Genomic DNA, 24,144 nt, shown 5'->3' on the forward strand with positions numbered 1-24,144 from the left:
CACAATAAAATTGAATATGAAGTCTAATAACAAGAAATATTTTTAACTAATACAAGCACGATATTAAATATAAATAGGGTCTGCCTAGTTTCTATTTTAATTAGAGCTATTTAAAGCAATAGCTCCAATTAAAGTAAAAAGATAAATTATAATATTATAACGATAGGGCGTAACCTTTTTTTCTGTAATTAGTAATATTAATGCTGGTATCTTTGAATAAAATGCGTAGATCAGAGATTGCAACATTTAAATTATTGCTTACCACTTTGGAATCTGGCCAAGCATATTTTATTAAATATTCTTTAGACAAAATACTATTGTGATGACGCACTAGTGCGCAAGTTAGTCGATACCCATGTGAGCTAACTTTATATTGCTGGCCAAAGATTTGAAGTGTGCGAAGTCCGGTCGTTTTAATTATTCCTTTACTACTAAGTTTGTCGTAGGGGAATAAATCGCATTTATTGCATCTTTTACTGCATAACTCTTCGTTATTATCTAATAAAGAGTCGTTTGAAGAGGTAGCATTGATGACAAAATTTAAACTATTCATTTATAACCTTTATCGATGAATTACTTTTTAAAATGTAAGCGTCCTTAGTATTACTTTTGCAAGGTCTAACAAAATAATGATTTTCGTGAGTTCGCTTTAAAACTTCAACTTTTTCACCATTGATAATCTGAAGTTTAGTGCCGACTGGGTATATACCCATCATCTCAATAAATCGAGCAACAAGGCGAGGATCAAACATAATTCCTGATGACTTCAGAATCTCACTTAGAGCATCAATAGGTTTTAATTGAGGTCTATACCCTCTTACACGCGTCATTGCTTCGTAAGCACAAGTTAACGAAAGCATTCTGGAATAAAGATTTATCTGTCGCCCTTTGAGACCGTTAGGGTAACCACTACCATTGTAGTTTTCATGATGAGACCCTATTATCTTGCATACAAAGTCAGAAAATTTTGTGTTACTTTTTATGTGCTGTACTGCAAGAACTGTATGAGATTTTATTGCTTCCTTCTCACTAGTATTCAGTCTTTTCTGATTATTGATATCAATTGGTAGATACAACATCCCAATATCATGTAATAAAGCTGCATAGCCTATAATTTTTAATTTATCTTTATTTATTCCGAGGTACTTACAAAATGTCAAATAAATAATCAAAACTCGTAAAGACTTTTTAGCAATTCCTGAGGAATTAAAATGTATATTGTCTAGGTAGACATGTGTTTTATCATCTTTTAAGACTTGAATAACAAGTGAGTTCACGACTAATTTAATTTTATACGAGTTGAGATAGGAGCTAGCCCGATTTTCATTAAGCACAATACTCAACAGTTTAAAAGAACGCTCAATTAACTTAGTACCACTTTGTTCAGGTGAGTGTTTTTTCAAGCCTAGTATGTTTACATCTTTTTTTTCATCAGCAATATAAAGGTTCAAGGAGGCTCTTTTAAGCTCACTTAGCTGTTTATCAGTACTTATCACAAAACGATGTCTAATGAAAGGAGTGCTTAACCAACTTTTATCGATCTTAACAACTTTCATTCCTAGTTTAACTTGGGATGAGTGTATTTTTTTCATTTGAATTTATCTTGGTAGATGCCACAGAAGGGCTTAACAATTTTTTTTGTGAGGCACCATCCCATTGGTATCTTAAATCCTCCACAAATTTTGACAGGTATTTAATTTAAGGTCAATTCTTTGGCCGGTGTTTTTTATTTAATAGCCTTTCGAGTAAATAAATTTAAGGATGAAAATTTAGGTAGTCCAAAAATCAAAAATCGTCTAGTATAATTATCCTTTGGCTTCTCTGTCGCAGTATTTGACATTACTTTCCCGCGAATTCAAGTCCGAAGTGCACCACTCGCTAAATTAGGCTGCTTTGCGTAATTCATCGAATATTACCGCTGGTTGCCTAAACCCTAGACATTTTCTCGGCCTCGCATTGAGCGCCTTTTCTATGTGCGCAATTTGCTTATCTGTCACCGTTCGTAAATCAGTGCCTTTGCGAATATATTGACGCAACAAGCCATTAAAGTTCTCATTTAACCCTCTTTCCCATGATGAGTAGGGGTTAGCAAAGTAGATGTCGGTTTTTAGCTTGTCTGAAACATGCTCATGTTCACAAAACTCACTCCCGTTGTCTGCGGTTATCGTATGAACATGGCGTCGATAGCGCCACAGCATACCTATCATTGCTCTGCTCACTTGCGCTGCACTTTTTGCTGGCACTTTGCGTATCAGGTAAAACTTACTTGTACGCTCGACTAAACTAACGATTGCTCCCGTACCATGCTTGCCAAGTACTGTATCCGCTTCCCAATCACCAAATCGTGTCTTAGTGTCAACAATCGCAGGTCTATGTTCAATGCCAACACGATTTGGGATGATGACACGTTTGCTTCGGCTGCCTTTACGATAACGTCTGTGCCCTTGTCGCAGGTGTTTGTATAGCTTGCCACCACTCAATTTATCTTTTTGAATATAGCCATAAATCCATTCATGACTCACAGGATGCCCGATAATTTTGCTTACACCCGCAACCTGCTCAGGGCTCCATTTTTGCTCCAATCCAAACTCAACGAACGCAATTGTAAGTGCTGGCATGGAATACTTGGCAGCTAGATGTTTTCGTTTACATGCCTTTGAATGTGCAACCTCAGGCAAGTAATGACTTCGAGTACTATTGCGCCTAACTTCACGACTTATAGTGCTGTGGCTCACTTTTAGCCTTTTCCCTATCTCTCGATAGCTAAAACCCTCGCGTAAGTAGGCCTCAATCTGGTATCTTTGCCCTTCGATCAACTGCTTGTAACTCATGGTATCTACTCTTGTTTTTTGGCGATTACAGAGTACCACCAACAGGCAGTTGATCTCTTCTCACCGTTTAACCATGAGTGGTGCACTTATTATCTGAATTCGGGCCTTAAATTTTTCACAAAAATAGTTCTATTCATTGCATCGAGTGCTTTTGCTCTCGAATATCAATTATGCAAGCGTTCTCTGTCCTGGCATTCGATTCAGATAAACCAGCCCTAACAACCTAACTTCCATCAATAAAAGGTTGGTAGTATTAGGGATTTTAAATATTTAAAAAACAACAAACCTCTATGAGCTTTATTAAATTCTTGTGTGAAGTATCCATTATGGCTCCATCAAACTATCCCAAAACTTTCCTAGCGACACAAGCTAATCCGACCAAAAAGCACTATGAGCCGTTCGTCTGATTTGTAGAGCTAAATTCCTAACATAAAATGAATAAAACAGCCTCTTTTCGATCTTTTGATTCACAGATAAAACCGAATTAACCATTATTTTCAAACATATATTAACCATTTGAATATATTCAGGAGGTTAATATGAATAAACAATTTAAGTTCAACGATAAACAAATTGCATCACTTCCATCTAATCCCAGAAACTCAAAGTCAACCGAGTCTGAATACAGTGATACGCAGATTACAGGCTTGAAGTGCTTAGTCGGCAAATCAGGTAACAAACGCTTTTTATTTCGCTATACCTATCAGGGTAAAAAGCAAAGCATGGCGCTCGGTAAATTTGGTGATATCAACGTTGCTACAGCTAGAAAAGTCGCACAAAAGCACCGATTAACTTTATTAGAAGGCAAAAATCCAAAGTCTAGCAATGACAAACTATTGCACATGACTATGGGAGAGTTTTTTAAAGAACATTACCTACCCATGATTAAGAAACGAAAGAAAACATGGGTCGATGATCTTTACCGTTGGGACTCGATATTACACAAGCGTTTTGCACTCTTGGAATACAGAGACCTAACGACTATAGAGGTCCAGAAATTACACATTGAGTTAACTGAAACCCTCAATAAATATGGTAAAACCTATGCTCCAGCGACCTGTAATCAAGTTCTATTGCTTTTGAAGTCTATGACTCGCTATGCAAAAGAGCTTGGCGTAGTAGAGAAAGATGTATGTAAGCCAGTAAAGCTATACAAATTAAACAACGCAAGAACCCGCTTCCTAACTAAACACGAAATAAAGCGCCTATTAGCTGAATGTAAAAAATACTCAAATAAAACCATCTCTGGATTTATTGCGACTCTTGCATTAACAGGACTTAGACGCTCTGAAGTGTCGAATATTAAAGTAAAAGATATTGATATCAAAAATAGGATTATTTATATCCCTACCACCAAGACAGGTAAGCCGCGCACTGTACATATTACTGACCTCTTATTATCTTTTATTGCTCTAGTTCCGCTCAAAAGAAACAACCCTTACTTGTTTGCAAGTAAGGTCGCTGGTAAGCCATTGCGCTGTGTAAGAAAGACATTTAAAAAGTTACTAAAGCACGCAAACATCGATGATACAGATGTGTGTATTCATACCCTACGTCATTCTGTTGCATCAAACCTAGTTAGCTCAGGTGTCAGCTTGAGATTAGTACAAGAGCAATTGGCCCATGCATCAATTGTGAGCACGCAACGCTATGCCAAACTAACATCTGAATCACTTAAGCGCACAAGTGAACACTTATCTGACCTATTTGAATAGTAAAACCCTCACTATTTGGATTATCGACTCTGTAAAAGTCAATGCACAATCAATTATCAATTTAGCCCATTCCTTCTATTGGAATGGGCTTTTTATTGGAGAAAACCAATGCAATTATTCAATCGAATACCAAATGGAAATGAGTTATCACTTAAAGACGAAATCAGTGAGGAGCTTGTAAAACAACTCTACCTCCCCTTTTCAACTGAGCATGAAGCAAATGAGTTTTGGCAAACGTGCTCAACAATTTTAGTCATATTTACCCACCACGACGATATAGAACTCATTAAACACACCCTGAGTAAACAGTTCATAAGCGTTTTAAAAGAAGCGCTGGATAACCCTGAGTTTGTTGAAAAGTTTAATTATGACTTAAGTGTTTACTTACTTATTACTCAAGACAATGGAGGAGGTATTTATGTGGTTATATCAGAACCCATCAAAGCTCATTTTCTTGCCTCTTATTAACGGGCTTATACATGTCATCTGTGATGGTGACAAACCCTATATAACCCGCTATCTCGCACAAACAACCCTAACTATGTTAATTACTTTATTAAGGAAACATTATGTCTACACAAAATAAAAAAGATGCTAAAACTAACTCTGACGTTATTGAACAAAGTGAAGTTAGCATTGAAAAATCAGATGCAGCTGATCTCGATTACCACACAGTATTAGTCGGGCTCACGGGTAAGTTATCAACTAAATCAAATGGAACGATTGGATTTGAGCTTGCTAGAAATAAGCAAGATAAAGAACTTTACATTCGTGCCACCAGCAATAGTGATGCAGGACTATTCTCTAAAGAGTGGATAAGCATGGAAGCTATTTACACGTTGCTAGATAAGCACAAAGACCAACCTTTTAAATCCAGTATATTTAAGTCAGTAATAAACGGAGCTTCTAGTAACAACACATCTTTCCTGGCGGCTATTTTAAGAGACAAAGATATCGCATTGTTGGTACCCGCTGAAAAAGGAATTTATTCACATCAAGTAAATCCCCTCATCACTAATCAGCAAGATGCTTTAAACAAGTTAAAGCCGCTGCCACAACCAACGGTGGCAAGCTAAGTAACACAACACCTCTGTAGTTAACGCATACCAGCTTGCTTAACACCTACCCCTCAACTTTTTTCAATTAGAAGCACACTATGAACATAACCAAGCCAACTTACTTCACTGTAAGCGATGACTTGTTGGTGATTATTAGAAAAGTAGCCATCAATAGCATAAAGCCCACGGATAAGTGTATAAACCTTTCTTTTCAAGATACTAATTATTCTTATGAAAAAGGTGGCTTTCACCCCGTGTTTATTAACCTAGAAAAGGCAGAGGAGAATTGGCAACTCGTAACTTTCACGGACTGCCACGCAATAAACCATGCAAGTGAATTGCGACCAGAAATAAACCTAAACTTTAATGAAGGTGAAGTTTATTTAGCAGGTTGCGGATTACTTAAAGGTGACACTGCACAGTCGTTATGTGACTTAAGCATCAGTAACTTTATCACTTATTTTAAAATGGATGTTTACACAACAACTGTCTACGTCAACTAGCCCAAGTATAGACAGTAACTAGGGCGCTTACTTTCTTCTAGTAAGCGCCCCTAACTCACCAAGCCAACGACGGCGTCAATCAATGTCAGTAGCTCTAAAAACCTCAAATCAATGGTAATCGAGTTACTAATCCGGTTGGCGCTATAAACTTCAATTTATGGATATTAAAATGATAGGTCTTATTCATCAGTTAGATAAGTTTGAGAGAAAATGTGTCAAACCAGTTATAGGTAGTGTTGTCTACTGTGACTTATTCTCAAACTTAGCAAGTCACTCAGGCATATACATAGGTAGCAACCAGATTGTTCACCTAAACGGTAAGGGTCAAGTAGAAATGGTAAGTCCAGAAAGGTTCACAGCAGGCACTACGGCTTCAACGATACATGTGTCATGTTGTGGTGAAAAGCCCGTAGGGTCAAATATAGCGTCTAATAGAGCCAAAAAGAAACTTAATACATCACGAAAATATAACTTGTTATTCGATAACTGCCATCAATTTGTGGCAGGGTGTTTGACTGGTGACTTTGACGGGAATGCGAATAACTTTTTATGGATACTTGAGATGACCATGGAAGAACAGATTAACTTTAATAACTGGCGTCCTTGGAGGTTCTAAAAACTGGATAATACAGTAACCATAAATTACTAAATAGTACTACTGTCAATAGAGCATAGTGTGCAATAAGTTTTTTCAGTTTGTTTAATTAACTCATTTGGGTCAACTCTTTAAGTAAAGTCTAGAGTACCGCATTACTGCATCAATAGACCAGAAACTAACCTAGTAAAGAATAGGCTAGCTTCTGGCTTGATTTAAATTATTTGTGAATGACTACAGTTTTGACAACTCCAAGTATTTCTATGTTTAAATGATTCGCTTTTATTGGCGTAACGGGGTGTAATGAATCAGCCGGAATGAGGATTGGTTCCCCCCCTGGCTCTTTTAAAAGCTTTCTTAAGCCAGGTGTATTTTCCCCTGCTTTTAGTTTGTAAATAACATCACTGCCTGAAGGAATTTCTTTGATCCCCCACTTCTTTGAATCAAAAATAATAATTGCACCTGGTGGATATGAGACATTAAATGGCAAGGCTCCAGGGTATTCTACAGCTTTAAATTGCTCTACCGGTGAAGTCGAAATAGAAACAAACTTATCTAAGTCAGAACATTGTGATTCATACTTAGGTGATGCACTGTAAGTAATAGTTTTTTCTTGTCCTATATGATCCCAGCTTTCTATATAAAGAAGTTCGATTCTTTTTACAAACATCGAGGTATCGGAATTATTTTTCTCGTTTAGTTGTGCTTGGAAATTTCGGCTTTCCTCTGTTTCACCATTCGCTAGCCAGTCCGGCTCCGTGTTTAGTTCCAGTGCCAAACGTTTGATGGTGTCTTCTCGAGGGAAAGTATGACCATTTTCGTACATTGAAATAGAACGCTTATCCACACCAATAGCTTTAGCTAACTCTTCTTGTGTACATTTTTTTTCACGTCGAAGTTCTATTAAGCGCATAGCAAACTCGTAATTAGGGCCGTCAATAAAATGTGCCATTCCTTACCATACCTCATTTTTATGTAGTTAAATTAGTTTCAAGTGATGCACCCACTGATTAAAAATCATAATATGAACAAACAAGTTTAATGTAAAGACATTTTTATGATCAAATACCACTTTAAGATATTCATCATAAACCAACAAGACCAGCTAAATTTGGAAAAAGCGGCAGCGCTTTCGCTCGATATTGAGTCAAAAATAAAGGAACAAACCAAATAAAATCAAACTTTTAACCATATTGAAAATATGTTTTTAGTTATACTCTGAAAATAACTTTCTCTTTTAATAATAAAGCAGTCTATATGAAGAAATGGATTTATAATTGGCAAAAATTCAATCAATTTGATATTAATAGAATCTTGTAAAATAAGGACATTTTCAAAAAGGAAAGTGCCCTCTAGCTAAATTATTAGATCATCTGTGATTTGAGCCAATAGTAGAGGTTATTAATTGGAAGTCATAACAATTCAAGAAATAGATTTACATCGTTTCAAAAGATATAGAAATAAAACTATAAGTACACCTAATGGATTTTGCCTATTATCGGGTTCGAACAATTCAGGCAAGTCCACTTTTATGCAGGCATTCGCCTTATGGGAGTTTTGTAAGAATCTGATAAAGCTAGAACACGGTGATAGCGGTTTACTAAATGAGCATATTGGTAAGAAACAAGGAGTAGGTGTTAATATCGAAGACTTTCTTCCATTAAATATTCCATCATTAAAACATTTATGGACTAACTTAAGAATTACACCTGAAGTAGATCGTCAAGGAAATAAAGAACCTGATGGTTATACATTGTGGCTGGAGGTTAAGTGGATTAATAGTTTATATGATGACCCCCGCTGTTTACGCTTCTCTCTCTCTTTAGCTAATGAACGACTATTTGTAAAAACTACAAAATCTAATATTGAAAAAAATGAAAAATTACCTCAAGTTGCTTATATACCGCCCTTTGCAGGCATTTTAAATAGAGAGCCATTTCATACTAAAGCAATGAGAGCTCGTCTTGTAGGACAAGGTTTAAGTGGTTCAGTAATGCGCAACACATTATTAGAACTTTATAAAATCAACCAAGCAAAGAGAAAGCAACTACAAGGTGATAAAAATAGAATCCCACTTTCAGATCTAATACAGCTTCGCGAAACTGACCGTTGGGAGCACTTACTTGAGGTAATGCGGAGACTTTTTGATATTGAATTAGTAGTTCACGATTTTAACGAAGACTACCATAGCTATATTAAAATAGAGTATTGGAAAGGTGCATATAACGAGGCTGGAACTAAGTTTATCAAACACTCAGGGTTTAATAGACGAGATATTATGGTAGAAGGTAGCGGCTTTCTCCAACTCTTAAACGTGTTGTCTTTGGCCTTAGACCCACTTTACCAAGTTATATTTTTAGATGAACCAGATGCACACTTGCATCCTTCATTACAGTTTTCACTACTAGCTGAGTTGAACATTTTAGCAGAAAAATACCAAAAACAAATATTATTTGCTACTCACTCCACAGAGCTCATAGCATCCCAACCACCTGAAAATATAATGAAATTTGAGGAGGGCAAAGTCAGCTTATTAAATGAAGAATCTCAAAAAATAGGCTTAATAACTGGGCTTGGCTCTGAGTTTTCTCCTCAATTGCACAAGTTACAAAGAACAAAAAAAGTACTGTTTGTTGAAAATAAATCAGATGCAGTGACATTAGGAATCTTAGCAGAAAAAATTGGGACTCCTATACCTAAAGATATAGTTATTTGGGCTTGGCCTGGCAAACATGTAGAACGTCAGCATTTATTCAAACAATTGAAGCGAGTTATAAGTGGTTTAACTGGTATAAGTATAAGAGATCGAGATGGTCAGCCATTTGAAACTATTACTGAAAGTTTATTAGATAAAGACAATTTAGGTTGTGATAAAGATGGACTATTAGCTAGAACTTGGAGATTTAGATATATAGAGTCTTATTTACTTTCTCCTAAAGCTATTGCTAAAGCAGCTAAAAGCACTGAAAAAGAAATAATTGACAGTGCTAAAGTTTTTGGTGTAGACCTAAGTGCTTACGATCCTAATAAAATAATTAAGGCATACCAAGAATTACCCTCAAAACCAATTTTAACTGAAGGGGCTGATTGCTTAACGAGCAAATATAAAATTTCTAAATATGATATTGCCAATGCCATGGAAGCGGACGAAATACATGTTGATATTAAAACATTGATATCTCAGATTTTAAAATTGTGTCATAAAATATGACAAAACCCTCAAATCAAAACAATCGTATTTGCTACGATTAGCAGCAATTATTACCAGTTACTTATACTAAAGTCCCAGGAGAACACTATGACGTTCGCAACACATACAAGCAATGCTTTATTAGCTACGCTAAAGCTCAAAGAGCTTGGGATATCAATTGAGGTACAACAAAAGATTGGTGTTTTCGCAGTTACTTGGGGATTGTTTGAATCTCATCTAGAAAGGGCTGTTTGGGTCTTAAGAAATGAACAAGTTGAAGGTACTAGGCCTTCAACAGATAAAACCTCCGCTCATAAGTGGATCGAAGTATTAGAGAGTGGTAGAAACGATTTAACTCCTAAAGCAAATTATGTGCTAAAAACAGCAGCCTTGGCAGCAAAAGATTTGATGAGTTACCGCCATTCATTATTTCATGGATACTTGGTTCCAGGTGATACGGCAATGTTTATTAGAAATCCAAGCTGGCACGGTGAGGTGAGAAATAGAGAGTGTGGTGATGCTTATATTGACGACAATATGATTGATTTAGCAATTGATGCCTCATGGGTCTTATTTACTATTATTATGTCCATTACTAAATTAACTGAAGATGTTAATACTGTTATATTAATTGAAAGTTTTGAAAAAGAAGCCAAACGAATTCGTAGTAATGCAAATGAAATTAGACATATCGCAGCACTAATGAATTACGAAAGATATTAAAAATGGTGCCATTAACTATTTAATTTTACCAATACGCACATTAACATTAACCCTAATCAGCAATTATCCAAAACGTACTTAGATAGTTAAGTGAATAATAGTCATAACATAACGGGCTCTGAAGTTACTGACACACTTTAGTTACAAAACTATTGGCTAATCCTTGCGTAGCTTCTATTCGCTTATTTCTTTCACACTCCCATTCATCAACAGGGTCAACTTTATCCCATGAGTTCATCATCTCCATTTCTTCATTTGAAATGATAGCACCGTGCTCTTTAATCATGTGAAAATAAATACGAGCAATGTTACCTTTCACAAAATCAGCAGGCTCAGCCAAATCTCTGTCAAAATCGACTTCAAAATCACATTGACCATAAGCTCTCTGCTCACCTTCAATGACAGCAAAACTAAAATTAGACCTATCCCCATTAAGTTCTCCTACTGCGGGGGTTAAGTTATTCATATCATTGTGAGCTTTTTTAAACGAGGGAACCAATTTATAAGCACAGTCTCTGCCTGACAAATATTTACCATTAGCTCTTTTACACTCGTTATAATTTTCAGGATCCTGCCATTGATCCAAGTGACCTCCGATCAAATGGGCTGGCATTACATGTTCCCATTCTATACGTGATACTCGTTTATTCTCTTTACCTGATGATGTAATCGGGTTGCGTGGGTTATATCCACAGCTCTGCGGGTTAACTTTTGTTTCTTTTACATCGCCATCGTTATCAATATCTGCGATATCATCAAAAACAAAATCACACTGACAATAGAATGTCTTATCTCTATCGTAATAAACATACTTTTCAGCTTTACTCTTCGCACTTGAAAAGCTTGATGGATAATTTGCTACCGCTGGTAGCGACAATATGATAATTATTATTGCAATTAACTTTTTCATAAAAATCCTTGTAATTAAAGCTAGTTAACCGTAATGAGCTTCTCTGTGGCAGTTGGGGCAAAGAGCAATTGCATTCTCAACGGTATCCTCTCCCTCGTCAGCTAAACGAATAATATGATGAACTTCTAGGTATGGTGTGCCATCTTTTCTTTTTATAAATGGAGCATCGCTCAGACATCTTTCACACTTTCCACCAGCCCTTTCTAAAACTTCAACTATTACGTCTGGGTTTCTATCGTAGACAGGAGTCATGATATACTTTTTCTTTGGCTTCTTATCTGCTTTTAATAACCTTTTTTTCCTTGTTTGTGTCGAGTCGCTTTTTGACTTATTGATAGCCTGATTAAGTTCCTTATAGACATCTTCGGTAGATAAGACACGATTATTAAGTTCGCTTTCTAATGTAAACCATTTTCCTGAATCATCATCTGTTACATGGCTTAAATATTTAAAAACACCATAATACTTAAACAGCTTCTCCGAGGCATTTTCGCGAACAAAAGCGTGTATTGGTATATCAAATGAATTCATGATTGCCTGATTATCTTTATAATCTTCACTAAACACACCCGATATGCTTTTCATATAGTACTTTAATAACTTGCCATGTGATAACCACTCATTAGGATATTTGCCGTCATTTAAAGTTGCTTTAATAACAATTTCTTTGATAACCCCTTCGCTCTCATGTAACTGTATTCCCCCCAAACGAGTGTCATACTTACCAATAGACATCAAAAGCTCACGAGACATATAAGATTCTCTGTGCTTAAAGTCTGCGAGCTTTGTCACCAACGTTAATTCAGATCTATACTGCTTTTCAAACTTACTGATTATAGAATCATAAGTATTTATATTATTGTGCTCTAGTTCAACTCTTAAGCTTTTCCCAGAGTTTGAATTTATTGCCCACTGCAAAAATCGATAAATGTCGCCAACTGTTTTGAAGCTATCTAGCCACGTCTTATGGCTTTTAATTACATTCTTTGTTTTGGTAGTTACATCAGGTGACTTTAACGCCTTATCATAGATACTATTCTGTATGAGTTTTTTTGCGTCTTTAAACATCAATTTCCTTAAGATTTTAATCTACATATTTGGTACCCAAAGCAAGTTAAAACTACACCATATCAGTTTTATTTTGTAATTTACTCACTACTAATTTGACGGAAAGCTCAAAATTACAAAATAAAACTGCTATTTAACTATTGATGAAGTGCTTAGCTCACATCTTCCAATGCAACTATAACCATAAGAAAATTAAAGAAAAAATAAAACTCCCGAAAATTTAAAATTTATAAATATAATTAGGTTTAAAAATTCAAATGTAGAATTTTTTGCGGGAAATGCGGGAGATAGTTTGAAACAAGAAACTCTGAGAGAGTATTAAAAATATGGTTTGCTCACAAGGAATATAGTATCTAGCACTAATCATTCAACCAACGGAGCAAACCTACCAAAAATCTTACACTATGGAAACCAATAACATCTTATTACTCCATTGATTGCTTTTGATCCCAACATTTTTTTATTCCTACATGAAGAGCCAATATTTTTCCTTGAAGAATTTGATAATATCGAAGATATGCTACTCTCAGCGAAATTAGCTCCATCATGCTTCGTAGTCCCATACACCCTAACCCAATTTTTGACATCCTTAGTCGTGAACACCCTGGGTAATGCACCATCTCTTACAGCTTTTCTTATTTGATTAATTAAGTAACTTTTACAGCTCACTTTAGCCCCAAAATGATTAAATTTAACAGTTAAGCTTGATCTTATCTCTCATAGTTAATTACTCTTCTCCATCATATGTGAGTAAAACCAAGTTGGAATAGAGCAAGCCGATACATAAAAACTCCGCCTGTTTCATTAGTTATTGTCAGCTTCGATATTAATCAAACTCTAACGATATAATTTCACGGGCAATACAAAAGAAGGTCTCTCTCCTATGATTGTGGCTATTGGCGCCTCTAACATTAGCTTGCTTTGGTAAATGTTCTGTTGTTCTTAGGGTGTTTCTCCCAGGCTCATTTTTGAGAAGATTTTTATCTACTAAAAGTTGAATAACTTCGGATTCATTGGCAGAGCTAAGCCAACGCTTAAAGGTCTCTGGATAAATGTAATAATGAGTATCACTAATATACCCATAATGTTTATTAGGCACTGAGGTCGATTTGACTCGAATAAAATTACCTTGCTCAGATTGTAACTTTTGTTTTATGAGCTTTAAGGCAATCTCTGCATCACTCAGCCTATTAGGCTCATAGCTGTAGTAACGTTCATATACAAATGAAATAGCATCCATAATTCTCTCCTTGCTCCACAGTAATACACCAAACTCATTTGCTAACTGACCTGCAACTACTAATAAAGCAAATCGTTTAAGAACTCGCGACTCAATCGAGCCATTACTCGGGAACATAACCTTCATTTCAGCTAAGGTAGATTCAAATCGTTCTCTAACATCTTCTCTTAGTTCACTATATGTTGATTTATGATTGAGAAACGCTGTTATAAAACTTGTGAATAAAATCCCACTATTTTCATTAATAGCATCATCAAATGCTTTCGAAGCTATTTCTGAATCAGGAAATAATGCTGGATAATTAAGATCACTGCTATTTATAGGTATCCCAGGCATCCTAACCGATTTACCTTGGCCTAAAGAAGACCCACCTCTTCGCATAATTAACTCTTGCGCAGAAAGCTCACCACTAGATAAAAGCATGAAGCTAACAGGCTTTGAAACGGCTGACGATTCAAGCTCTGAATTCATTCTTTCCTTAAAAGCACCACCGGCAAGACTATAAACATCTTCCCCAAAGTTATTAGATACATACTTACCAAGTTCGTCTAAAATTAATAATCCATTATTGTAAAGATTGAACTTAGCCTCTATACCGTTTCTCGTTGCTCCCCAACTCAACATATAACAACCATCTTGAGAGCCTTGATCAGGTGCAGCAGATGACCCTATAACTGATGCAGCTATTTTTAGTAGTATCGTTTTACCAACACCAGATGGGCCAAAGAAATGAAAGCCTCCCCCATCAATGTTTACAAACTCAACAAGACAGCCTGATAATGCGATTAATACAGTAACAACGACAAAATATGGTGCTAGCTTATTAAGGATGATATTGTAATAAGCCTCTTTACATCCTTTCGGTTCAAATGCCGAATCTAATGTTCCTGGTAGTTCGAAGGGCAAAGCTTTACACCCCTTTGCTTGTTCATCATTTATAAAAACACGACGACCTAAGACATATATAAGGGAGTGTTCAATAAAACCATTTCGTATTGGATTTATATATTTATTCAATAAACTTTGATTTTCTGAGTTAAGCCATTTAGGAATATAATCCAGAAGCTCCTTCACCTCTTTATTCTGTATAGCAACACCTTGCTTTAATAATTCTGTATGTACTTTTCTTATAGGGCTATTAATAAGGGCAATTTTTAAAGGAAACTTTTTACCACCTAAAATAAATTGAACCCCTTCAATTCGACCATCACTTGTAGTGATAAAACCTTCAGGGATAATAGCTCCAGCAGAACTATTCTGTACTAAATTTCTCTGATAAAGCTCTATTAACCGACTCTGCTCAATATTCACCTTTTTATCTCCTCAAACTAAATTAATTTAATTTTTCCGATTCTGATTTAGCTAACATTGTGTTAGCCGCTAATTGACTAGCGTGCTTTAGGGTGTCTGGCACATGATAGGCATAACGCTCTGTCGTGCTGACATTTGCATGCCCAAGCATTTGCTGGACTAAGCGGATGTCTCCCGTAGCCTTTAATAAGTGTGATGCAAATGAACGTCGTAAATCATGAATAACAAAGGGGGCGCTCAAACATCCATCTTGCTTCATTCTGTTAACGACTCGGGCAAATAATTTAGTAGGCTTGCTCATGTAACCAGATCCCCTAGTAGCGGGAAATAAGTAGCCGTTACGCACATATTCTTTAGCTTCTTTAACGACCTTTTGAGCCTCAAAGCTTAAAAACGCGGTATATGGTTTACCCGACTTGGTGAGTGGGATTTCAAGGCATTTATCGCTGTCACTCAACCAGTCAACTTTGATTGAGCGGATGTTGCCAAAGCGAAGACCTGTGTATAAACATAATTCGAGTGCTAGCGCATGTGATTGGTTGGAGTCTGCTCGACATGCCTTGATGAACGACGACACTTCACTTTGACTCAACAAACGCTCTCTAGGTCTACTTTCTTTAGGTTTTGCAATTAACTTACAAGGATTGAAAGTGATTAACCCGTTATTCACCCCCACTGTAAATGCGGTTGATAATGCGGCTATATATCTTGCAACTGTAGGTGGCTTTACAGATTGCGATAGCTCAAGCAGTTGGGCTCTTATAGCACGCAATAATGATGTGTCGTTAACGGAGTATGTACCTATATGCTTGTCCCAATAATGAGCCTTTGCAATATAACCTTTAAAATCACGATGGTTTTGCAAGCTATAACCAATAGCATGGCTCAACAAGTCTCCAACAGTTATATCATTTGATTCTAACAATGGGTTGCATAGCCCATTGTAGCTTCCTCCATTTAAATAGTTTCGTTCAATGGCACTAGTTTGAAATCGCATAATATTTTTCTCTTTATCTTCATAGCATGCGAAAATACTAACTAAGTAATAACAGCAAGTAACGGACCCCCCTCCCTGTGGACTTCCTTAAGAAAATGACGCTAGCTCAGTATCCCGAGGTGGATAATGAAAAATAACTATATGATATATATGAAAAAAAGTTAAAAATAAACTAATTACGAATTAAACCATTGATTTTAAATGATTATTTCAATTTTCTTTTTGTATACCTTTATAGGAGCTTTTTAATGACAAAAGTAAGATTTCACTGGAGCTACTTATCGGAAAGTGCGGTAGAGGGGCCTGAAGATAAATGTTACCTTAACTACCTAGCGACAGCTCATTTCAATGAGACCCCCTTTAAATACAACCAAACATTTTATTATTTAATAGAACTGTTACATGTAGTTTTTAAAATAAGTAGATCTAATGCACACTTAAAAATGAGCAAAGCTTTCCCGATTGACGCTCTACCTCGCTCAACGCCAACAAAAAGTGGGTTGAAAAAAAGTGCTGATAAAATACCCTCGAATTTCATAGATAAGTTGAGAGTACTCAATCAAAAAGTCCAAAACTCAGCAGTCCCTGAAATCTATCATCTGATAATTACAAATTCCGATAAATCACTTCCTAATATTGAAATTCAAAGCAGTTCTCCACTACAGAGAGTCTTTTATTCATCGGGGACGTTAACTTTTGATAAAAAAAGGTTTTACAAGAAAGGCGATGATAATAAGTCCCGAATTCAGATAATAAGTGCACCACTCATGGTTAAACGGTGAGAAGAGATCAACTGCCTGTTGGTGGTACTCTGTAATCGCCAAAAAACAAGAGTAGATACCATGAGTTACAAGCAGTTGATCGAAGGGCAAAGATACCAGATTGAGGCCTACTTACGCGAGGGTTTTAGCTATCGAGAGATAGGGAAAAGGCTAAAAGTGAGCCACAGCACTATAAGTCGTGAAGTTAGGCGCAATAGTACTCGAAGTCATTACTTGCCTGAGGTTGCACATTCAAAGGCATGTAAACGAAAACATCTAGCTGCCAAGTATTCCATGCCAGCACTTACAATTGCGTTCGTTGAGTTTGGATTGGAGCAAAAATGGAGCCCTGAGCAGGTTGCGGGTGTAAGCAAAATTATCGGGCATCCTGTGAGTCATGAATGGATTTATGGCTATATTCAAAAAGATAAATTGAGTGGTGGCAAGCTATACAAACATCTGCGACAAGGGCACAGACGTTATCGTAAAGGCAGCCGAAGCAAACGTGTCATCATCCCAAATCGTGTTGGCATTGAACATAGACCTGCGATTGTTGACACTAAGACACGATTTGGTGATTGGGAAGCGGATACAGTACTTGGCAAGCATGGTACGGGAGCAATCGTTAGTTTAGTCGAGCGTACAAGTAAGTTTTACCTGATACGCAAAGTGCCAGCAAAAAGTGCAGCGCAAGTGAGCAGAGCAATGATAGGTATGCTGTGGCGCTATCGACGCCATGTTCATACGATAACCGCAGACAACGGGAGTGAGTTTTGTGAACATGAGCATGTTTCAGACAAGCTAAAAACCGACATCTACTTTGCTAACCCCTACTCATCATGGGAAAGAGGGTTAAATGAGAACTTTAATGGCTTGTTGCGTCAATATATTCGCAAAGGCACTGATTTACGAACGGTGACAGATAAGCAAATTGCGCACATAGAAAAGGCGCTCAATGCGAGGCCGAGAAAATGTCTAGGGTTTAGGCAACCAGCGGTAATATTCGATGAATTACGCAAAGCAGCCTAATTTAGCGAGTGGTGCACTTCGGACTTGAATTCGCGGGCACTTAAATTCAAAAATTTAAAACTTTTCTATATTAATAATATAAGCCTAATAACCAAACTGAGAAGTATGTCTTATTTAAAAGAAAAAAAAGTAACGCAAGAACTACTAGCTAGACTTTTAAGCCCTTTTTGGCTCGCTGAAGACACACATACAACACTTGAAGTTCAAAAAAGGTTACTTAAAAAAGTGTTAGAGGAAAAGAAAGTATTAAGTAAAAGCCGAGTAAATTATCAATTTCATCAAGAGGCGTCACTCCCTAGGACTGCACGATATAACAAGGTGAGGTTGATAAAAGTTATTATTGATAATGAAACAGTTAAGTATGCACTTCACATAATGAACCATATTGAAGGTATTTTTATTGTTATTCTAGCTGATAAAATTCATACAACAGAAGTCTCGAGGGATCCAGAAAAAGGAAATAGGCCTACTTATTCTGTAGAAAGCAGCCTTAAAAATTGGTTGCAAAATTTGAATAGTGGTAAAGAGTTTATGAAAGTATATTTTCATTACCAACAAAATGAAAATGAAGGTTGTTACCCTAAGTGCAAAGTCGAAGTAATTTATAACGTAAATAAAGATGAAGGTGACTATAATTACATGCTTCAACAATCTTCACGTGTTTGCGGTGGTAAGACTCACTATACATCGAGTGAAAGGGAGATATATCTAGCTAATAACTCTCAACCACATATGGTAGACAATCCATCTTACGTGGTTGAGAGTGAAATACTTTTCAAACCTTGTGAGATTATCGAGCTTAACCTAGTTCATTTAAAAATAAATCAAATGCATGAAGTTACTAGCTTATTACAGAAATGGGCAAATACTCTAGATACAACTCCCAGACATAAATACACACCACCTATTTTTGAGCCATGATAATGTTGTGTTAACAAAGCCTAAGAATAGTAACTATACAAACCGTGAATTAAGCAAGCCCCGGATTGTGATTCCGGTTGTCGTGGGTTCAAGCCCCATCAGTCGCCCCACTTCTCCCCCTTAGTAAATCCATATATTTTTCTATTTTAAGTTCCAAGATTTATCTTTAACACCTGCTTCAATTCAAAAAGCCGTCAGCTTTCAGCTGTCAGTTTTGAGCCGAACTGTATTGTCTGTGGGTAATAGCTTTAAGCGGTTGGCTGTAAGCTAGATTGTTTTGTTTGTTGGAACCGTATTGTTTTGCCGCCTGGGTATTGAATGGAAGACGCGCCAAGCAAGCTTGGTGCCTACATGGTAGGAGGCGTTTTAACGCCGAACAGATTTGACCTATTCACGGCTAAAGCCGTTCCTACGAAATGCGAAATACGAGGTGCGAGATATTGTAGGCGTGAAGTTTATTTCGCGCGAAAGCCTAGAACCTAATCTCTCAAATCCCAAACAAAAAAATGCCACCTTTCGGTGGCATTACACACGGGATTATTTCTATTTACTAGAAATGCTTTTCAAAGCTCAAGGCCATTAGGTTTTACATCTAGCCTCAAGCTCATAATTACTTCCAACTTTTCATCTTGTGGCCTTTCACAGCATAGAAAAGTATGAATAAATAACAAGGCAACATAACAATGTAAGCCATTTGTTGCGCTTCAGCGCTTTTTACACCACCACTTGCAAGGCCCCAAAATAATGGGCCAAATGCGCCACCGGCTATACCCATAACAAGCAGACCAGAACCTACGCTTGTAAGTTTGCCTAAACCAGATAGTGCTAACGGCCAAACGCCTGGCCAAACAATCGCATTAGCAAAGCCTAGCACAGCAATGAGCAATAGGGTATCAGGCAGTACCGATTTTAGGCCAAATAATGTTGATATAAATACAGATTCATTACTACCTGTGACTATCGCTAACGTTAACACACAACCCAATATTGCTGAGATAGTCAGCGCTGTTTGCTGCGACAGTACTCGTGGGATAAGTAAAATCCCTAAAAAGTAACCTAACACCATACAACCCATGGTGTACGAGGTCATCACGCTATATTTTTCAACACCTAACGACAACGCAAAACTGCCTATTGTGTCACCTGCTATCACTTCAACAGCAACATATACGAATAATGCTACAATACCTAAAGCAAGGCTTGGATGCGCTAGTGCTTCTTTTACTTGCCCTGGTTTTTGTTCATCAGCATCATCAATAAGTTCTGGCAGTGGCATTTTCGTTACTGCAAAACCAAGTATACCAATAAAAAGTGCCATTCCTAAATAGGGGTATATTAAGCCATTAGCCATGGCATCAATATCAGTTTGGCTAAGTTCTTTACCGACAAAACCTTTAAAATCACTCAGTATTAATGCGGTAAATACAATCGGCGCAACAACACCAGCACCTTTATTTAATATACCCATAATACTTACTCTGGCTGCAGCTGACTCTTCTGGGCCGATTCTTACAACATACGGGTTAACTGCTGTTTGTAGCAATGTCTGCCCAGCTCCCATAACAAGTTGCGCAAATAAAAATAGCGCAAACACCTGCGTTTTTGCAGCAGGAATAAATAGCAAGCCTGCCACCATCATAGTTGCCATACCCAGTGCCATACCATTTTTATAGCCGACCTTTCTGATGATCATTGCTGAAGGTAGGGCAGTAAAGGTCACTGCAATATAAAATGAGAAAATAATCAGCGATGCCTGAAAAGGTGACAGCTGTAAAACTTGCTGTAGAAACGGCATCAATGAGCCATTTAACCACGTAGCAAAACCCAATATAAAAAACAGCGTGGCAACAATTGCCATAGGCACAACACTGCTTTGTTTATTCATTTCAGACATAACATTTCCCGTAACAGCACAGTTCAATTCTATAGCGCTGCTCATTTAGATGATTATATAAAAGGTATATTAAATATTTATAACACTACTGCAACAAAAATGACAGCGCTGACATATTTCTTTTAAGTGGTTTCTAGGAGCGGTCAGCTTTCAGCTGTCAGTTTTGAGCCGAATGTGCGGATACGTAACTGAAGTGATAGTCAATACCGTAGGCGTGAAATTTATTTCGCGCGAAGATTTATTCACAAAGAGAAGTAAATGAGAAAAGAATGAGGAAGTACTAATAATGCTTTTTGTAGCGCTCTCTTACCCTCTTTGTAATCATTTGGCTTTCTCTGTGAAGCGCGCAGCGCCTCCGTGTACTCTGTGGTTCAATAATTTTTTGCACAAAGAGTAATGAATGAGAAAAGAATGAGGAAACCAAAACATTACTTTCTCTTAAGCGTAGCGTCTCTTATCCTCTTTGTGAATATAAGTGGTTTAAAACAAAAAATGACGCCTGCGGTTTACTGCAGGCGTCATGTTTATTTATCGCAAAAACAAAGATATTACTCACCTACAACTGTGGCGCGGCTGGCTTGCTGTGCGTTTAAGCGAGTGCGTAACGTAACTTTTGCATTGCTATCAACTTTGACTGGTTCAGCGTAAGTTTGCCAGCTTTGGCCGTTATCTAAGCTGTATTCAATGCTCAAATAAGCAAATGCACTGTTGGCATATAACTTACCATTTTCAATCACACCACCCGGTATTGGTAAATGCAGGTTGATGCCGTCTTTAGCTAATTTATCAAGCTCTTTTAAGCCTACTGCACTTGAGAATTCAGCCCAATCTTTTGCTTGTTTTTTAGTATCTACACTTTCACCTTCCCAATCGGCTTTATGCCATGCGCGCTCTGCTACTGACAGAATACGCGGGAAGATCATTGCTAATACTTGATCTTCAGTGCGAATCGTTTCTGACCATACCTGACCTTGCATACCTAAAATGTTCTCAGGCTTTTCAAGTTTAGGTAATGGACGACCAACCAAAGCTTCTAAATTAACGATTGGCTCACGGGTGCGCGTGTAATCAGCATTTGCATACACGTCATCTGGCATATAATTAAACGCTTTTTTAGTATCTGTGTAACGGGTTGCCCAGTAATAACCTCGTTCTTCTGGGCTTGCTTCATATGGGTGGTCAAAATACAAGTGCGTACCATGTGATAGCACCACTTGGTAACCTGCATTGGCTAGGCGGTATGCTCTATCTGCAACACCCCACTCCCAAATATTATCCCAGGTATTAACGGTAAAAGTTTTATTAGGGAACTCATCACGTTTAAACGAATTTTCGCGGTCATACATGATGCCGTCTTCCCAAATACCCGGAGAAATACCGCGCTTTTCAAGTAAGGTTGCAACACGCTGGGTAAAGTAAGGCTTTAAATCAGCGGGGCCAGACACACCATTGTTAGGATCTGCAAATAGCGCCTGACAGATTGGTGAGCCAATCCACGAACCAGCACCTACTTCGTCACCACCAATGTGCAGGTTCTTTAACTGAACACCTGCTTCGCGATACATCTGCTGAAGCTCATAGGTCACTTTATCTAAAAATGCGTAGGTCGAGTCCATACACACATTCATTGAGTTATCTTTGTAGTTTTGTACCGTCATGTACACAGAGGTATCTTTAGGATCGGTTAGCAAGTATTGTGTTGCTGGTCCCATATCGATGTGCTGAACTTCTTTGTTCGCTGAACGAGTTTTAATATTATTTTTAGCGGCTTTTTCAGCTTGCTCTAGCATGTTGTGATAGCGTGCTTCCATCGCTTTGATTGAGGCACGCGCATGGCCCGGGCCTTCAACTTCAGGAATAATTTGAATATGGCGATCTTTGGCAAACTTTAGTAACTCGACAAACTCTTCACGTTTCAGATAGCCATTACCTGAGCCAGATTTAAATGGCCCAGTACCAAGCTGAGTTAATAAGCACTCGCGCTCTTCTAAATCAAAACAGCGATAACCGCCAACGTCAGTGAGCTCAGGTAAACCAGGGATCTCAAGTCGCCAACCTTCATCTTCTGAAAAGTGCCAATGCAGCTTATTCATTTTGTAGCGTGCCATTTGCTCAACAAGCTTGAACATGGCTTCTTTGCCATGATAGTTACGACCGTTATCATAATGCATGCCACGCCAGCCATAGCGCGGTGAATCTTCTAACTCTAACTGCGGTAAACTCGCACTACCTTGGCTGTTTGCAGGGATCAGGTTCAATAAACTTTGCATCGCATAAAATACACCTGCGTTATCACTACCCACGATTGTGATTACTTCATCATCAATCTCAAGGGTATAGCTTTCTGCTTTTGCATTATTGAGCTTAGGGTCAACTTTCAGGCGAATAACTTTGTCTTTGCCTACATTAATATGGTCAGGTTGTGCTTTAAGGCTAATGCCATAGTCATCTTGTAAGTCTTGCATAAACACCATAACTTCGTGTTTAAGCTGACCTTGATAACTGATTTGCCAATTATTGTTTAGCGTCGCGCTGCCACGGTTAAAATCGACTTTACGTGGTTTAGGAATAATACGCTTTAAAGCATCGTCTTTACTGACCGAAAACTTATCAGCACTATTACGTTCATAGCGGATCTTAGCTGTTGCTAAAACCGATAAATCTTTTGGCTCATTGTAACGGCGTAACTGATTTTCACGGGTAAATGGCGTCACAAACTGTTTAAAGTCTTCAGTATCGGTATTGGCAAATACAGCAGGTTTATTCTTACCTGAAACAAAAAATGCCCGAGGCATAAAGTCACTGTAAGCAACAATCCACACTTGTGCATCGAACGGCAGCTCTAAGCTCTCGCCAGCGGCTAAACCTTTAAATGAACTGGTTGGTACAATGCGATGTAAATCGCCATTAACGTGCTCGATATTAAGGCCAGCAACATGCTCTGTCGAAATTTTACGCACTGAGTGAATATAAAGTTGCCAGTCGCTTTCACCCGCAGGTAATGGCACATCAGAACGATTATTGAGGGTAATTTTCCCTAAAAAGCCCGCATCTTTATTACGAAAGTTATCTTCAACCGAAAATAATAACTCGGTATCTTTAGCAAAGTGATTAACTTGCGATTGGGTCAACGCTGCATTTGCCATCACAGGCGCAGTTGCTAGCATTACCGCGAATACTGACCTTTTAAAGCCCATTACATTCTCCTCGTTTAAGCCCTGAGTGTACGGTATTTCTGCGTACTATTTGTCATTTTTGTTAATAATTCGTTCCTATCATATAAAAACTAAAATGACAGCGCTATCATTTTATGAAAAATATAGGTGAGGAGTTAGCTATCAGCTATCAGTCTGACGGCTGACGGCTGACGGCTGACGGCTGACGGCTGACGGCTGACG

At 37.6% G+C, this 24,144-nt stretch carries 20 protein-coding genes; 10 read left to right on the top strand and 10 right to left on the bottom strand.

Going from position 1 to position 24,144, the window contains the following annotated elements:
• Nucleotides 1–154: 154 nt before the first annotated feature.
• The 3 genes from J8Z25_RS14715 to J8Z25_RS14725 form a co-directional block, all read right to left on the bottom strand.
• Entirely contained in the window at nt 155–553 is a 399-nt protein-coding gene (locus J8Z25_RS14715) for a winged helix-turn-helix domain-containing protein (RefSeq protein WP_203984074.1), read from the bottom strand.
• Nucleotides 546–1,592 (bottom strand): HD-GYP domain-containing protein, encoded by a 1,047-nt coding sequence (locus tag J8Z25_RS14720; protein ID WP_250661292.1) that lies wholly within the window; start codon nt 1,590–1,592, stop codon nt 546–548. The genes J8Z25_RS14715 and J8Z25_RS14720 overlap by 8 nt, the downstream gene beginning before the upstream one ends.
• A 291-nt stretch (nt 1,593–1,883) precedes the next feature.
• Entirely contained in the window at nt 1,884–2,831 is a 948-nt protein-coding gene (locus J8Z25_RS14725; protein ID WP_074989424.1) for an IS30 family transposase, read from the bottom strand.
• A gap of 539 nt (nt 2,832–3,370) precedes the next feature.
• Between J8Z25_RS14725 and J8Z25_RS14730 the strand changes: the two genes are divergently transcribed.
• The 5 genes from J8Z25_RS14730 (at nt 3,371) to J8Z25_RS14750 (ending at nt 6,723) form a co-directional block, all read left to right on the top strand.
• Nucleotides 3,371–4,546, top strand: a complete 1,176-nt coding sequence (locus J8Z25_RS14730) for a site-specific integrase (protein WP_250661293.1) — start codon at nt 3,371–3,373, stop codon at nt 4,544–4,546.
• Nucleotides 4,547–4,654: 108 nt separating this feature from the next.
• Nucleotides 4,655–5,014 (top strand): hypothetical protein, encoded by a 360-nt coding sequence (locus J8Z25_RS14735; RefSeq protein WP_250661294.1) that lies wholly within the window; start codon nt 4,655–4,657, stop codon nt 5,012–5,014.
• 101 nt (nt 5,015–5,115) lie between these two features.
• Nucleotides 5,116–5,622: a hypothetical protein gene (locus J8Z25_RS14740; RefSeq protein ID WP_250661295.1), complete on the top strand. Its 507-nt coding sequence runs from the start codon at nt 5,116–5,118 to the stop codon at nt 5,620–5,622.
• A gap of 80 nt (nt 5,623–5,702) precedes the next feature.
• The gene (locus J8Z25_RS14745) at nt 5,703–6,107 is read left to right on the top strand and encodes a DUF2787 family protein (RefSeq protein WP_250661296.1); all 405 of its coding nucleotides are present in this window, start codon (nt 5,703–5,705) and stop codon (nt 6,105–6,107) included.
• A gap of 169 nt (nt 6,108–6,276) precedes the next feature.
• Nucleotides 6,277–6,723, top strand: a complete 447-nt coding sequence (locus J8Z25_RS14750) for a lecithin retinol acyltransferase family protein (protein WP_250661297.1) — start codon at nt 6,277–6,279, stop codon at nt 6,721–6,723.
• Nucleotides 6,724–6,922: 199 nt separating this feature from the next.
• Here the strand turns inward: J8Z25_RS14750 and J8Z25_RS14755 are convergent, their stop codons facing one another.
• Complete coding sequence (locus J8Z25_RS14755; protein WP_250661298.1) at nt 6,923–7,654, bottom strand: helix-turn-helix domain-containing protein; 732 nt, start codon at nt 7,652–7,654, stop codon at nt 6,923–6,925.
• 453 nt (nt 7,655–8,107) lie between these two features.
• Between J8Z25_RS14755 and J8Z25_RS14760 the strand changes: the two genes are divergently transcribed.
• Nucleotides 8,108–9,913, top strand: a complete 1,806-nt coding sequence (locus tag J8Z25_RS14760; protein WP_250661299.1) for an AAA family ATPase — start codon at nt 8,108–8,110, stop codon at nt 9,911–9,913.
• Between the two features lie 87 nt (nt 9,914–10,000).
• Nucleotides 10,001–10,615 (top strand): hypothetical protein, encoded by a 615-nt coding sequence (locus tag J8Z25_RS14765; RefSeq protein ID WP_250661300.1) that lies wholly within the window; start codon nt 10,001–10,003, stop codon nt 10,613–10,615.
• Nucleotides 10,616–10,739: 124 nt separating this feature from the next.
• On the opposite strand, the gene J8Z25_RS14770 is transcribed toward J8Z25_RS14765, so the two are convergent.
• The 4 genes from J8Z25_RS14770 to J8Z25_RS14785 all read right to left on the bottom strand — a co-directional run bounded on the left by J8Z25_RS14770 (nt 10,740) and on the right by J8Z25_RS14785 (nt 16,141).
• Nucleotides 10,740–11,525 carry an endonuclease gene (locus J8Z25_RS14770; RefSeq protein WP_250661301.1) on the bottom strand — a complete coding sequence of 262 codons (786 nt, stop codon included), beginning with the start codon at nt 11,523–11,525 and terminating at the stop codon, nt 10,740–10,742.
• A 24-nt stretch (nt 11,526–11,549) separates the two neighbouring features.
• Nucleotides 11,550–12,593, bottom strand: coding sequence for an HNH endonuclease (locus J8Z25_RS14775; protein ID WP_250661302.1), 1,044 nt, complete (start codon nt 12,591–12,593; stop codon nt 11,550–11,552).
• A gap of 826 nt (nt 12,594–13,419) precedes the next feature.
• On the bottom strand, nt 13,420–15,144 hold the full coding sequence (locus tag J8Z25_RS14780) for a DUF927 domain-containing protein (RefSeq protein ID WP_250661303.1): 1,725 nt from the start codon (nt 15,142–15,144) through the stop codon (nt 13,420–13,422).
• 22 nt (nt 15,145–15,166) lie between these two features.
• Nucleotides 15,167–16,141 carry a tyrosine-type recombinase/integrase gene (locus J8Z25_RS14785; RefSeq protein ID WP_250661304.1) on the bottom strand — a complete coding sequence of 325 codons (975 nt, stop codon included), beginning with the start codon at nt 16,139–16,141 and terminating at the stop codon, nt 15,167–15,169.
• A gap of 248 nt (nt 16,142–16,389) precedes the next feature.
• Between J8Z25_RS14785 and J8Z25_RS14790 the strand changes: the two genes are divergently transcribed.
• The 3 genes from J8Z25_RS14790 (at nt 16,390) to J8Z25_RS14800 (ending at nt 18,852) form a co-directional block, all read left to right on the top strand.
• On the top strand, nt 16,390–16,923 hold the full coding sequence (locus tag J8Z25_RS14790; protein ID WP_250661305.1) for a hypothetical protein: 534 nt from the start codon (nt 16,390–16,392) through the stop codon (nt 16,921–16,923).
• 60 nt (nt 16,924–16,983) lie between these two features.
• Nucleotides 16,984–17,931: an IS30 family transposase gene (locus tag J8Z25_RS14795; RefSeq protein WP_074989424.1), complete on the top strand. Its 948-nt coding sequence runs from the start codon at nt 16,984–16,986 to the stop codon at nt 17,929–17,931.
• A gap of 105 nt (nt 17,932–18,036) precedes the next feature.
• Nucleotides 18,037–18,852: a hypothetical protein gene (locus tag J8Z25_RS14800; RefSeq protein ID WP_250661306.1), complete on the top strand. Its 816-nt coding sequence runs from the start codon at nt 18,037–18,039 to the stop codon at nt 18,850–18,852.
• A 610-nt stretch (nt 18,853–19,462) separates the two neighbouring features.
• On the opposite strand, the gene nagP is transcribed toward J8Z25_RS14800, so the two are convergent.
• Nucleotides 19,463–20,746 carry an N-acetylglucosamine MFS transporter NagP gene (gene nagP, locus J8Z25_RS14805; RefSeq protein WP_250661307.1) on the bottom strand — a complete coding sequence of 428 codons (1,284 nt, stop codon included), beginning with the start codon at nt 20,744–20,746 and terminating at the stop codon, nt 19,463–19,465.
• A gap of 548 nt (nt 20,747–21,294) precedes the next feature.
• Nucleotides 21,295–23,943 carry a family 20 glycosylhydrolase gene (locus tag J8Z25_RS14810; protein WP_130050446.1) on the bottom strand — a complete coding sequence of 883 codons (2,649 nt, stop codon included), beginning with the start codon at nt 23,941–23,943 and terminating at the stop codon, nt 21,295–21,297.
• Nucleotides 23,944–24,144: the final 201 nt, after the last annotated feature.

Source organism: Pseudoalteromonas sp. SCSIO 43101, from assembly GCF_023650775.1.
GTDB classification, from domain to species: Bacteria; Pseudomonadota; Gammaproteobacteria; order Enterobacterales; family Alteromonadaceae; genus Pseudoalteromonas; species Pseudoalteromonas apostichopi.